Source organism: Marinobacter sp. (assembly GCF_035268745.1).
In the GTDB taxonomy this organism is placed as follows: Bacteria; Pseudomonadota; Gammaproteobacteria; order Pseudomonadales; family Oleiphilaceae; genus Marinobacter.
On sequence record NZ_DATFKH010000069.1, the window covers coordinates 1 to 12,441 of the forward strand.

13 protein-coding genes are annotated in these 12,441 nt (G+C 58.5%); all 13 read right to left on the reverse strand.

Features of this window, described 5'->3' with window-relative positions; all coding sequences use genetic code 11:
• A partial coding sequence (lpxB, locus tag VJ956_RS06270) for a lipid-A-disaccharide synthase (RefSeq protein ID WP_324082887.1) occupies nt 1-1,053 on the reverse strand: 1,053 nt, incomplete at its 3' end.
• A gap of 6 nt (nt 1,054-1,059) precedes the next feature.
• Complete coding sequence (gene lpxA / locus VJ956_RS06275) at nt 1,060-1,851, reverse strand: acyl-ACP--UDP-N-acetylglucosamine O-acyltransferase (protein WP_324082888.1); 792 nt, start codon at nt 1,849-1,851, stop codon at nt 1,060-1,062.
• On the reverse strand, nt 1,851-2,288 hold the full coding sequence (gene fabZ / locus VJ956_RS06280) for a 3-hydroxyacyl-ACP dehydratase FabZ (RefSeq protein WP_324082891.1): 438 nt from the start codon (nt 2,286-2,288) through the stop codon (nt 1,851-1,853). The genes lpxA and fabZ overlap by 1 nt, the downstream gene beginning before the upstream one ends.
• On the reverse strand, nt 2,285-3,328 hold the full coding sequence (lpxD, locus tag VJ956_RS06285; protein ID WP_324082893.1) for a UDP-3-O-(3-hydroxymyristoyl)glucosamine N-acyltransferase: 1,044 nt from the start codon (nt 3,326-3,328) through the stop codon (nt 2,285-2,287). The genes fabZ and lpxD overlap by 4 nt, the downstream gene beginning before the upstream one ends.
• 51 nt (nt 3,329-3,379) lie before the next feature.
• Nucleotides 3,380-3,877, reverse strand: a complete 498-nt coding sequence (locus VJ956_RS06290) for an OmpH family outer membrane protein (RefSeq protein ID WP_324082895.1) — start codon at nt 3,875-3,877, stop codon at nt 3,380-3,382.
• 46 nt (nt 3,878-3,923) lie between these two features.
• Nucleotides 3,924-6,233 (reverse strand): outer membrane protein assembly factor BamA, encoded by a 2,310-nt coding sequence (gene bamA / locus VJ956_RS06295; protein WP_324082897.1) that lies wholly within the window; start codon nt 6,231-6,233, stop codon nt 3,924-3,926.
• Nucleotides 6,234-6,275: 42 nt separating this feature from the next.
• Complete coding sequence (rseP, locus tag VJ956_RS06300; RefSeq protein WP_324082898.1) at nt 6,276-7,625, reverse strand: RIP metalloprotease RseP; 1,350 nt, start codon at nt 7,623-7,625, stop codon at nt 6,276-6,278.
• 11 nt (nt 7,626-7,636) lie between these two features.
• A complete protein-coding gene (gene ispC, locus VJ956_RS06305) occupies nt 7,637-8,830 on the reverse strand; it encodes a 1-deoxy-D-xylulose-5-phosphate reductoisomerase (RefSeq protein ID WP_324082899.1) in 1,194 nt (397 codons plus the stop codon).
• Between the two features lie 4 nt (nt 8,831-8,834).
• On the reverse strand, nt 8,835-9,674 hold the full coding sequence (locus tag VJ956_RS06310; protein ID WP_324082901.1) for a phosphatidate cytidylyltransferase: 840 nt from the start codon (nt 9,672-9,674) through the stop codon (nt 8,835-8,837).
• Nucleotides 9,675-9,696: 22 nt separating this feature from the next.
• Nucleotides 9,697-10,467, reverse strand: coding sequence for a polyprenyl diphosphate synthase (uppS, locus tag VJ956_RS06315; RefSeq protein WP_324082902.1), 771 nt, complete (start codon nt 10,465-10,467; stop codon nt 9,697-9,699).
• Nucleotides 10,468-10,507: 40 nt separating this feature from the next.
• On the reverse strand, nt 10,508-11,065 hold the full coding sequence (gene frr / locus VJ956_RS06320; protein WP_324082905.1) for a ribosome recycling factor: 558 nt from the start codon (nt 11,063-11,065) through the stop codon (nt 10,508-10,510).
• A 47-nt stretch (nt 11,066-11,112) separates the two neighbouring features.
• The gene (gene pyrH, locus VJ956_RS06325) at nt 11,113-11,841 is read right to left on the reverse strand and encodes a UMP kinase (protein WP_324082907.1); all 729 of its coding nucleotides are present in this window, start codon (nt 11,839-11,841) and stop codon (nt 11,113-11,115) included.
• A 174-nt stretch (nt 11,842-12,015) separates the two neighbouring features.
• Nucleotides 12,016-12,441, reverse strand: a 426-nt coding sequence (gene tsf, locus VJ956_RS06330; RefSeq protein ID WP_324082909.1) for a translation elongation factor Ts, incomplete at its 5' end; no start/stop codon positions are given.

The window sequence follows — 12,441 nt, forward strand, 5'->3', positions numbered from 1 at the left end:
CCCGGCATTTTCCAGGCGCTCCAGCACGGCTTCCGCAAGCGCCTGCGGCGTGGCATCGTCCTGGATGAATTCGGGCACCAGTGGCTGCCCTGCCAGCAGGTTTGGCAACGCGACATAGGGCGATTTCACCATCCGGGAAACAATTTTGAAGCTCAGATTGCTGAGCCGGTACCCGACCACCATTGGCTTTTTCAGCAGCATTGCTTCCAGCGTGGCGGTGCCGGAGGCCAGCAGTACCACATCCGCTGCCGCCATCACTTCCCGTGACCGGCCACGGACAATGGTGACCGCAAGCCTGACATCCAGGGCATCAACCAGCGCCCTCACCTGCTGCTCCCGCTCGCGATTGACGCAGGGTATGGCCAGCTGGAGATCCTGCCGCCGGGTCTGGATCCAGCGCGCGGCCTCCAGGAACAGCGCCCCCAGGCGCTCGACTTCCGAGCCCCGGCTACCGGGAAGAATGGCAAGCACCGGCGCCTGTTCGTTCAGGCCCAGACTGCGGCGGGCGGCAAGGGTGTCCGGTTCCATGGGGATCAGGTCCGCCAGAGGGTGCCCCACGAAGGCAACGGGCACGTTATGCTCCTGGTAAAAGCGGGCTTCAAAGGGGAAAAGCGTGAGCATGAGGTCAACGGATCTGGCGATCTTGAAGATCCGCTTTTGCCGCCAGGCCCAGACCGAGGGGCTGACATAATGCGCGGTAAGCATGCCGGCGTCGCGGCAACGACGCTCCACGCCCAGGGTGAAATCCGGTGAATCAATGCCGATGACAACATCCGGGACGTGAGTCAGGAAATAGTCCATCAGCCGGGCGCGGATGCTGAACAGCTCTCGCAGACGCCCCAGGACCTCGACCAGTCCCATCACTGACAGGCGCTCCATGGGCACCAGCGAATGAAAGCCCTCGGCCACCATTTCCTCACCACCAATCCCCACGAACCTGGCCCGGGGATATTTTCTGCGAAGTGCGCGCATCAGCCCTGCCCCGAGAATGTCTCCCGACGCTTCGCCGGCGACTATTCCGAATACCGGTGCTTTAAGACGAGCCTGTTGCATCACCAGTCAGCGGATAATGCCGCGATCTGAACCGCGCAGGGAATCGATAAAAGGGCGTACCTCCGGGACATCGGAGTGACTGCTTTCAAGTTCGTCCAGGGCATCGGCCAGAGCCAGGCCCTGGCGGTAGACCGTTTTGTAGGCCCGGCGCAGGGCGGTCAGTGCACCCTGGCTGAAACCCCTGCGGCGCAGTCCTTCGACGTTCATGCCAAAAGGTTTGGCGGACTGGCCGCTGGCCATGACATAGGCAGGGATGTCTTTCAGGACAATGCTGCCGCCGGCGGCCATGCTGTGAATGCCGATATTGCAGAACTGATGCACCATGGTGCCGCCACCAAGAATGGCGTAATCACCAATCGAGACATGGCCCGCAAGCGTGGTGGTGTTCGCCAGAATGGTGTTATTGCCAATCATGCAGTCATGGGCAACGTGGACGTAGGCCATGAACAGATTGCCGTTGCCGATCACCGTTTCCCCGCGATCCTGAACGGTGCCCCGGTGAATCGTGCAGCTTTCGCGGATAACGTTATCGTCACCGATGACCAGGGTCGTGGGTTCGCCGGCGTACTTCTTGTCCTGACACTCCTCACCAATGCTGGAAAACTGGAAAATGCGATTGTTCCGGCCGATGACTGTCGGGCCTTTAACCACAACATGGGAGAGGATTTCGGTGCCCTCACCGATCTCGACGCCCGGACCTATGTAGCTCCAGGGCCCTACGGTGACTCCGTCGGCGAGCTTTGCAGAGGGATCCACGATAGCCTGGGGGTGAACTCCCGACCAGTCGTTTGTTGTCATCAGCCTTCTCTCTCAGCGGTCATGATTTCTGCCACACAGACAACTTCGTCGTCTACCAGGGCCCGGCATTCGAATTTCCAGATGCCGCGCTTTCCGGTAATGATGGTCGACTCCATAGTCAGCCTGTCGCCTGGCACCACAGGGCGTTTAAACCGCACCTTACTGGAACCCGCCAGGTATTGCACCAGACCGTCCGCCGGTTTGCGGCCAACCGTCATGAAAATCAGGATACCGGACAACTGCGCCATGGCCTCGAGAATCAGCACGCCGGGCATGATCGGATTGTTCGGGAAATGGCCGGCAAAATAGTGTTCGTTCAGAGTTATGTTCTTGAACCCTTTGATGAACCGCCCTTTCTCGACCTCGGTAACCCGGTCTACCAGCAAAAAAGGGAACCTGTGAGGCAGATACTCCTGGATTTCGTCAATATACATCATTGGGTTTGGTCCCGGCTTTCCAGTTTCTTTTCCAGATCCTTGATCCGCCGCGCCATGCTGTCCAGCTGGCGGAAGCGCACTGCATTCTTGCGCCACTGGCGGTTGGTATCGGATCCCGTTCCTGATGAGTATACGCCAGGCTCGGAGATATCGCCGGTGACCATTGTCATGCCGGTCAAGTGGACATTATCAGCGATGGTAACGTGCCCGACCACCCCACACGCGCCGCCAAACACACAATGACTGCCAATGCGGGTACTGCCGGCTATGCCGACCTTCCCGGCCAGGGCGCAATGGTCGCCAATAATGACGTTGTGAGCAATGTGAACCTGATTATCAAGCTTTACGCCATTGCCGATGTAGGTGTCATCCAGGGCACCCCGGTCAATGGTGGTATTTGCCCCCACCTCAACGTCGTCGGCCAGAACCACGCGGCCAATCTGCGCAATCCGGTGCCAGGCACCTTTCTCGTTGGCAAGGCCAAAACCATCGGAGCCCACAACCGCACCACTGAGAATATGACAGCGTTTGCCGATCACGACGTCGTGGGCCAGGGTAACCCGGGGGCGAAGCAGGGAGTGTTCGCCAAGCTGGCAACGGGCGCCGATGATCGAACCCGCGCCTACAACAACCCCCTTGCCAATGACCACATCATCCTCGATAACAGACTGAGGCCCGATGCTGGCGGTATCATCCACCCAGGCGGAAGGCGCGACCACGGCGGAGGGATGAATACCGGGGGCCGCCACCGGGGCAGGATCAAACCAGTGGCTGAGGGTGGCGTAGGCAAAATAGGGATTTTCCAGGATCAGGGCGTTGCCCGGGTACTGATCCGCAACGGAGGCTGACATGATTACCGCTGATGCCCGGGTATCGGCGAGATGACGGACGTAGGAGGGGTTGGCCAGAAACGAAATCTGACCCGGCAAGGCAGATTGAAGTGTTGCCAGTCCGACGATTTCAGTGTCCGGATCACCCCTGAGTTCCGCGCCGAGCCCGGCCACGATTTCGCTCAGTCGATAGGAAGATGTTGGCATCATCCACTCCCAGAAGATGGATCAGGCAGAGCCCAGTGACCGGACTCCGGACGATTAACGGTTCAGTTTTTCCAGCAGTTGTCCGGTCAGATTCATCTCCGGCTTTACAAAAACAACGGCTTCGCTGGGCAGAATAATATCCAGACTGTGTTCTTCCATCAGTTCCTGAACCGCCGCATCCACGTCCGGGCGGGCCTTGTCCAGAAAGGCCTGCTTGCGGTCTGCCACCCTGGAGTCAAGGCTCTGCTTGAGGACATTGAACTCCCTTACTTTTTCCTGGAACTGTGCGGTGATCCGGTCGCGTTCGGATTCATTCATCATCGCGCCGTCCTGCTCCAGCCGTTGCTGAAGCTTTCGCGCCTCTTCCTGGGCTTCGCGAACCTCTGATTCCTCACCGGAAAAATCCTGTTGCAGGCGCTCGCTGAAGGCCTGCGCCCCTTCCGATGAAAATAGTGCCTGGCGCAGATCCACCACGCCGATTCTGGTCTCAGCCATTACCGGGCCAGTCATGAACAGAGCGATGATCGCGGCTACCAGTGAAATACGAACCATGTCTACTTCTCCTGAACTCATTTTGGTTGATGTTGGCCAGAGGCCATTAGAACGTCTGTCCCAGCGAGAACTGGAATACCTGGGTCCGGTCAGCGGCCACATCATTCAGCGGCCGGGCAATACTGAATGCCAGCGGACCCACTGCCGTTATCCACTGGAAACCGACCCCGACGGATGCCCGCACGTCCTCCAGGGTCCAGGAAAACGCGCGGTCCGGATCGAATACCTGGCCGGCATCCAGAAAGAAGGCTGTGCGCATGGACCGGCTGTCCCCCGCGAACGGAGTCGGGAAAATCAGCTCCAGGCTGGCTTCAGTGAGCAAACTGCCACCAAAGGGGTCCGTGGTCCCATCCCCACGATCCGTTCTTGGACCCAGGGAATTGCCCCGGTAACCGCGGACCGAGCCGTAGCCGCCAGCGAAGAAATGCTCATAGAAGGGCATTACCGCGCGACCATCGTAACCATCACCGTACCCGATTTCGGAACGGGCGCGGAATACCCAACTCTGGGCATTGTTCAATGGCTGATAGAAATCGTTTCTCTGGCTCAGTTTGTAGAATGTCAGATCACTGCCCGGAACCGCCACATCGGCAGACACCGACATACTGTAGCCGTCAGTGGGCAGTATGCCCCGGTTCAGCGTACTTCTGCGCCAGGACCCGAAGAGGAAGTAATTGTCGAAATCATTGCCCTCTTCGTCAATGAACTCCTGTACTTCCACGGAAGTGAACAGGCCGGGCTTCACCCTTGAAAAGGTATAGCCAACGCCGAAATTGAGGCGGGTATTCTGGTCGATGGGATAACCGAAGTTCATCCGGCCACCGTATTCATCCAGCAGGAAAGAGGTGATGTCCTGCTCCTCGAAGTCGGTCTCCCGGGCGAACACGCTGAACCCGCGACTGACCCCGTCCACGGTGTAATAAGGGTTCTGATAGGAAAAGTTCGCGCTCTTGATGGAATCGCTGACATTCACCCCGATCGACACCTGCTTACCGCTGCCAAAGAAATTGTTTTCCGAGATATTGGCACCGAGAATAACGCCGGACGACTGCGAGAAGCCTACTGAGGCAGACAGGCTGCCGGTTGGCTGTTCGGTGACCGAGTAGTTGACATCGACAAGGTCATCAGTGCCCGGCACCGGGGTGGTCTGGACATCAACCCTTTCAAAGAACCCCAGCCGTTCCAGACGGGTTTTGGAGAACTCGATGCGGTCGGTCGAGGCAACGCCGCCTTCCATCTGGGTCATTTCCTGACGCAGGACTTCGTCGCGGGTCGAGACATTGCCTTCAAAGTTGATCCGGCGCACATAGGCGCGCTTGCCAGGCTCGACAAAGAAGGTCACCGCCGCGGTGTTATCGTCGCCGGGCTCGGGCACACCGTTGACCGTCGCAAAGGCGTAGCCCTCCCGACCCAGACGGCGTGACAGCACCTCGGAGACCGCAGTAACCCGAGCCTGGGAGAAAACATCACCCGCTTCAATCGGAATCAGCTCTCTGAGCTCCGATTCGCCGATAACAAGGTCACCCCTGACATTGACTTCGGAAACCGTATATTCGGGGCCTTCGTTCAGTGAAACGGCAATGAACACCTGCTTCTTGTCCGGTGAGATGGATACCTGGCTCGATTCCACACTGAAATCGATGAAGCCACGGTCCAGGTAGTAGGACCGCAACGATTCAAGATCACCACTGAGGCGCTCCCGGGCATATTTGTCAGCGTTGGTCAGCGAATTCCAGAATCCCGAGGTTTTCAGCTCGAACCGGTCCAGCAGGGTATCGTCATCGAAGACTTCGTTGCCGACAATATTGATATGCCGGATCGCGGCAACACTGCCCTCATTGATTTCCAGGCTTATGGCAACGCGGTTTCTCGGCAGGGTCTGTGCGTCCGCCTGCACCCGGGCATTGTAACGGCCCTGGCCAATGTAGGACCTCAGAATCTCCAGCTCCAGACGCTCAAGTGTCGCCCGCCGGAATACCTGACCTTCCGCCAGCCCGGCGTTGGCCAGCGCATCCTTGAGCATTGCGGTTTCGATGTTTTTGTTGCCTTCAATATTGATCGAGGTGATCGATGGACGCTCCCGCACCGTCAGGATCAGAACATTTTTATCCCGGCTGGCCTCGATATCGGTAAACAGGCCTGTGCGGAACAGGTCCTTGATGGCGCCGGCGAGTTCGAGCTCATCAACAGACTCTCCTATGGATACCGGAAATGCGGAAAACACGGTACCTGCGGATACCCGCTGAAGGCCTTCCACCTCTATGTCCGATACTGTGAATTGGTCTGCCAGTACAGGTGTTGTGGCCACAAGGACTGCCAGCAGGCCTGCCAATAAACTTTGAAGAGATCGTCCCATTCAATAAATTCGCCTGTTGATGCTGCAAAGGGTCGGCAATTCTCACAACCGCATAAGGTCGTTGTAAAGTGCAAACACCATTAATGTGAGGATCATCGCCATACCGATACGCAGGCCAACAGCCTGGGCCTGCTCTGACACTGGTTTTTTACGGATCGCTTCGATGGTGTAGTAAACAATGTGTCCACCATCCAGAACCGGAACCGGAAGCAGGTTCAGCACGCCAAGACTGACGCTGAGATAGGCAAGAAAACGGATAAAATCTTCAAAGCCTGAACTGACACTGGCCTCGGCAATCCGGGCAATGGTAATGGGACCGCTGAGATTGGTTGGCGACAACAGACCTGTGACCATTTTCTGGATCGCCACCAGGGTCAGGCGGGTATCGGCCCAGGTTTCTGAAATTGCCTGGGGTACGGCCGCAAAAGGTCCATAGCGGGTCTCGCGCAGAAACTCTTCGGGCCAGGATACCGATTGCACCCCGGCGCCGATGAAGCCGGTTACCTTGCCGTCCTCGCCTTCCCGCGCTGCCGGCGTCACCTCGATAACCCGCGACTGCCCGTTGCGCACAATGCCCAGGCTTATGGTTTCTTCCGGTGCCTGCTGAATCGCCTCCACCAGGGCGAACCAGTCGGCAACCGGCTCGCCGTTAACAGTCTCTACCCGGTCGCCGGCTTCAAGCCCGGCGGCCTGTGCGCGGCCATCCGCCACGATTTCACCCAGCACCGGCGGAATGTCCGGCCGGCGGGGGGACAGCCCGAATTCCGCCAGCGGGTTCGGGGCGTCATCGCTCAGGCCCCAGCCATCCAGGGTGCCGGTGACCTGGCCCTTGCTGCCCCCTTCGGAGACCGCAAAGGCGACCGGACCGTATTCGCCGGTACGCTCAAGCAGGCGCATGTTGATATCCCGCCAGGAGGTAACGCGGTGCCCGTCCACCGAGTGGATCTCCATACCGGACTCAAGGCCTATACGCTGGGCGACGCTGCCCTGCTCCACCTCACCGATAATCGGAGCCAGTGTGGTAAAACCGACAACGCTCAGCAGCCAATAGGCAAAAATGGCGAACAGAAAGTTGGCAATCGGGCCGGCCGAGGCAATCGCAATCCGCCTGGAGGGGGGCTGGGCATTGAAGGACTGGCTTTTAAGCTCGTCGGGGACCGGTCCCTCGCGCTCATCAAGCATCTTTACATAGCCACCAAGGGGTATGGCCGCCACCGCAAACTCGGTACCGTGGCGGTCGTACCAGGAGTACAGTGGCTTGCCAAAGCCCACGGAAAATCTGAGCACTTTCACGCCACAGCGGCGAGCCACCCAGAAATGACCGTACTCGTGCAGTGTTACCAGTATGCCCAGCGTCAGCAGTAACGCCAGTATTGTCTCGACTATCTGCATAAAGCTCTCATTTATGAAACACCTCCGGCACTGGCCAGAGACATCTGTTCCCTGGCGACCAGGCGGGCTTCGGCGTCTTTCTCGAATATGGTGTCGAAGCTGTCGGCCGCAACCGTCGCTACCCGGTCCAGCGTCTGCTCTATGATAACGGCGATATCGGCGAAGCACAGCTTACCATCCAGAAAGGCGGCAACCGCCTCCTCGTTGGCCGCGTTCAGCACCGCCGGGGTTGTTCCGCCCCGCTGGAAGGCTTCAGCTGCCAGCCTCAGGCAGGGAAAACGTTGCAGATCCGGCCGCTCGAAATGGAATTTGCCGATCTGAAACAGGTCCAGCGGCGCGACCCCGGCGTCGATCCGCTCCGGCCACGCCAGGCCGTTGGCAATGGGGGTGCGCATGTCAGGGCTTCCAAGCTGCGCCAGCACCGAGCCATCGGCGTATTCAACCATGGAGTGGATGATGCTCTCGGGATGAACGTGTACCTCCACAAAATCCGGGGAGACGTTGAACAGCCAGCAGGCTTCAATCAGCTCCAGGCCCTTGTTCATCAGGGTAGCGGAATCCACGGAAATCTTCTGGCCCATGGACCAGTTGGGGTGGGCACAGGCTTCTTCGGGTTTAACGCTGCGCAGGGAATCGGCGGAGAAGGTGCGGAACGGGCCGCCGGAGGCGGTCAGCAGAATACGGGTAATGCCGGCTGCCAGGGTATTGCGGATCCGGTCCGCAGGCATGCACTGGAATATGGCGTTATGTTCGCTGTCGATCGGCAGCAGCTCGGCGCCTGACTCGGCAACGGCGTCCATGAAAAGCTGGCCGGACATTACCAGGGCCTCTTTGTTGGCCAGCAGGACCCGTTTGCCCGATCTCACTGCCGACAACGTCGGCACCAGGCCCGCGGCGCCGACAATAGCCGCCATCACGGTATCGCACTCGCGATCACTGGCCACCCGACAGAGGCTGTCCTCGCCAACCAGAACCTGGGTCAGGGGCAGGTCCGCGAGCTGGCTGAACAGGGCCTCTGCGCCCTTCTGGTCTGCCATCACCGCGTACCGGGGCCGGAATTCACGGCACAGGCTCGCCATACTGTCGACGCTGGTCGAGGCTGTCAGGGCGTGAACCCGGAAGCGATCCGGATGGCGACGGATCACATCCAGAGTATTCAGACCAATCGAGCCGGTTGCCCCGAGAATTGTGACGTTGCGTTTCATGAAATTACCAGTGTCCGGCCGTCAGCCAGCCCAGCTGAGTAATGATCAGGGCAAACACCGGAATGGCGGCGGTCAGGCTGTCAACCCGGTCCATGATACCGCCGTGGCCGGGCAGCAGCTGACTGCTGTCCTTGATGCCACGAAACCGCTTGAGCATGCTTTCCATAAGGTCCCCGACCACAGAGATACCGCCGGTAATCAGGCTCGCCAGAACCAGCAGGGTAATATTGCCGTTACTGGCCTGGGCCAGCACGCCGACCACCAGAGCGAAGATGCCGACAGCCAGTAAACCACCCCAGACCCCGGCCCAGGATTTTCCAGGGCTGACCCGCGGTGCCAGCTTTGCCTTGCCAAAAGCCCGGCCGGAGAAATAGGCGCCGATGTCCGCCACCCAGACAATGCAGAATACGTAAAGAATCAACAGCAGATTACTGGTACTGTCGCCGAACTGGAAGCCCCCGGTTCTCAGGTGATTGAGGCCAACCCAGGCCGGCACCAGCACCAGCAGGCCCATAACGGCCCGCGCGGCCGGTTTGCCCCAGGCGCCGGAACCATCGGGATAACTGCGGATCATCAGGAAACAGCCAAGCCACCACACCAGGGCAAGCCAGAGCACTGCCGTGGCTGGCACTTCGAGCATGGCGTAAAGAACGACCGCCGTAGCCAGAGCATAGCCGGCCCGGCCCGCCGGGGGGGTGATGCCCGCCATGTTCGCCCACTCCCAGGCACCCACAACAATAATTGCCCCGGTAAAAAGCGCAAAGCCGAGCGGCGGCAGAAAGAAGATGCCGCCAATCGCAATGGGTGCCAGTATCAGTGCAGTGATGATTCGTGTTTTAAGCACAGTCTTGGTCGCTATGTTGGCATTATTGTTCGGAGGCTGTTCTCTTGACCTGGTCGTCGGTCTGGCCAAATCTCCGTTTACGGCCGGCATAGGCCTGCAGGGCCTTTTCCATTTCTCCCTCCCGGAAATCAGGCCAGTACACTGATGAGAAATAGAGTTCGGTGTAGGCAAGGTGCCAGAGCATGAAATTGCTGATGCGCTGCTCCCCTGCGGTACGAATCATCAGGTCCGGCATGGGAAGGTCACCGATCGACAGGTGCTGCTGAATCAGGTCGTCAGTGATATCGGAAGGTGCAAGCTCACCGGACTGGACCTTGCGCGCCAATGTCTGGCTGGCCTGGGTGATGTCCCAGTGCCCGCCGTAGTTGGCCGCAATCACCAGGGTCATCTGGGTGTTATCACGGGTCAGTTGTTCCGCAAAGGCCATGTGGCCCTGCAGATTTTCACTGAAAGCCGACCGGTCACCGATTATTTTCAGGCAGATGTTGTTGCGGTGAAGTTTTTTGACTTCGCGTTCCAGGGCAAACAGGAACAGCCTCATCAGCGCAGAGACTTCGTCTTCCGGGCGGCGCCAGTTTTCACTGGAGAAGGCAAACAGCGTCAAAACTTCCACGCCCTGGCGGGCACAGGTTTCGACCGCGGCCCTGACAGCCTTGACTCCCGCCTTGTGGCCGGACACACCCGCCAGCTTATGGGATTTCGCCCACCGATTATTTCCGTCCATGATAATGGCCACATGTCTGGGCCGGTTACCCGCCGATAACGGAATCTCTGCGGAAACGCTTGCGGTCATGCAATCCCCTGCGCTGCGTATTGACTTTAAAGCGGACTGATCAGACAGCCATCAGGTCCTCTTCCTTGGCCTTCAGCTGTTTCTCCACTTCTGCAATATACCGGTCCGTCAGCTTCTGGATAGCCTCTTCGCCATTGCGCTCTTCGTCTTCATTGATCTCTTTTTCCTTCAGCAGGTCTTTCAGCATGCTGTTGGCGTCACGACGGGCATTACGAATGGAAACGCGGCAATGCTCGGCATCGGCCCTCGCCTGCTTGACCATTTCCTTGCGGGTTTCCTCGGTCAGCATCGGCATGGGGATGCGAATCACCTCGCCATTGTTTGACGGATTCAGGCCCAGATCCGACATCATGATGGCCTTTTCAATTTTCGGCATCAGCGCCTTTTCCCAGGCCGAAACTGCCAGCGTGCGGTTATCTTCGACGTTCACGCTTGCCACCTGTTTCAGCGGCGTTTCCTGGCCGTAATAATCCACTGTCACGCTGTCCAGAATAGAAGGATGAGCACGACCGGTGCGGATCTTGTTAAAAGCCGAATTCAGAGCCTCGAGGCTCTTCTTCATCTTCTTTTCGGCGTCAGATTTAATATCGTCAATCACTTCAGTATCCTCGAATTCGTTGGTCAGTAACTGTTCAGTTCCCGGGACTATTCAATCAATGTGCCTTCAGACTCGCCGGTAACAATGCGCGTCAGTGCACCGGGACGATTCATGTCAAATACCCGCAAGGGCATGCCATGATCCCGGGCCAGGCAGATGGCAGTGAGATCCATCACTCCCAGTTTCTTGTCGAGCACCTCATCATAGGTCAGGTGGTCGTACTTCACCGCGGTCGTATCCTTGTAGGGATCGGCGGAGTAAACGCCATCAACCTTGGTGGCCTTCAATACCGCATCCGCTTCGATCTCGATGCCCCGCAGGCAGGCTGCCGAGTCAGTGGTGAAAAACGGATTGCCGGTTCCGGCGCAGAAAATCACCACATCACCGTCTTTGAGATCGCGCACTGCACGGCGGCGATCATAATGCTCAACAATACCACTCATGGGGATGGCAGACATAACGCGGGTACGGATATTGCTGCGCTCAAGGGCGTCACGCATGGCCAGTCCGTTCATCACGGTGGCCAGCATGCCCATGTGATCACCGGTAACCCGGTCCATACCGGCCGCACTCAGGGCGGCACCCCGGAACAGATTGCCACCGCCGATGACCAGCGCGACCTGAACCCCGATGCCGATCAGGGAACCAATATCCAGCGCCATGCGATCGAGAACCCGCGGGTCAATGCCGAAATCGTGATCCCCCACCAGCGCTTCACCACTGAGTTTCAGCAACACTCGCTTGTATCTGGGCTGGGTCTTGGAAGATTGCGGCATGGTGATCCCCTTTTCTGTCTGTGGCAGGACGGACGTGTCAGGCCTGTATCTGACATACTCCTCGGAAAAAGGGGGATCTCAGATACAAACCCGCCACGAAAACCGGATTGCTCCGGCTGACGTGGCAGACTTGGTTGGTGCCCCGGCCGCGGCTCCGGCACCCACTCAGAAGGATCAGGCCTTGCCGGTTCCAGCTGCCGCGGCAACCTCCGCAGCGAAGTCCACCTCTTCCTTCTCGATGCCTTCTCCGACTTCAAGACGCACGAAGCTGACCAGATCACCGCCCTGAGCCTTGATCAGCTGACCGACGGTCTGATCGGGATTCTTGACGAACGGCTGTTCCACCAGGCTGTTCTCGGCAAGGAACTTCCTGATCCGGCCACCCATCATCTTTTCGACGATTTCGGCCGGCTTGCCGGCCATATCCGACTGGCCCTTGATGACCTCTTTCTCTCTCTCCAGCTCTTCGGCCGGCATGTTTTCGGGCTTGCCAACGCGGGGGTTGACGGCCGCCACGTGCATTGCAACATCCCGTGCTGTCTCGGCATCGCCGGCGCTCAGGGCAACAACCGCAGCGATCTTGTTGTTGCTGTGAACGTA

Bases quoted from the DNA above. Each gene is read 5' to 3' on its own strand.
- rseP (WP_324082898.1), bottom strand. From the start codon at position 7,625: ATGCAGATAGTCGAGACAATACTGGCGTTACTGCTGACGCTGGGCATA.
- uppS (WP_324082902.1), bottom strand. From the start codon at position 10,467: ATGACCGCAAGCGTTTCCGCAGAGATTCCGTTATCGGCGGGTAACCGG.
- VJ956_RS06290 (WP_324082895.1), bottom strand. From the start codon at position 3,877: ATGGTTCGTATTTCACTGGTAGCCGCGATCATCGCTCTGTTCATGACT.
- pyrH (WP_324082907.1), bottom strand. From the start codon at position 11,841: ATGCCGCAATCTTCCAAGACCCAGCCCAGATACAAGCGAGTGTTGCTG.
- lpxD (WP_324082893.1), bottom strand. From the start codon at position 3,328: ATGATGCCAACATCTTCCTATCGACTGAGCGAAATCGTGGCCGGGCTC.
- ispC (WP_324082899.1), bottom strand. From the start codon at position 8,830: ATGAAACGCAACGTCACAATTCTCGGGGCAACCGGCTCGATTGGTCTG.
- lpxA (WP_324082888.1), bottom strand. From the start codon at position 1,851: ATGACAACAAACGACTGGTCGGGAGTTCACCCCCAGGCTATCGTGGAT.
- bamA (WP_324082897.1), bottom strand. From the start codon at position 6,233: ATGGGACGATCTCTTCAAAGTTTATTGGCAGGCCTGCTGGCAGTCCTT.
- fabZ (WP_324082891.1), bottom strand. From the start codon at position 2,288: ATGATGTATATTGACGAAATCCAGGAGTATCTGCCTCACAGGTTCCCT.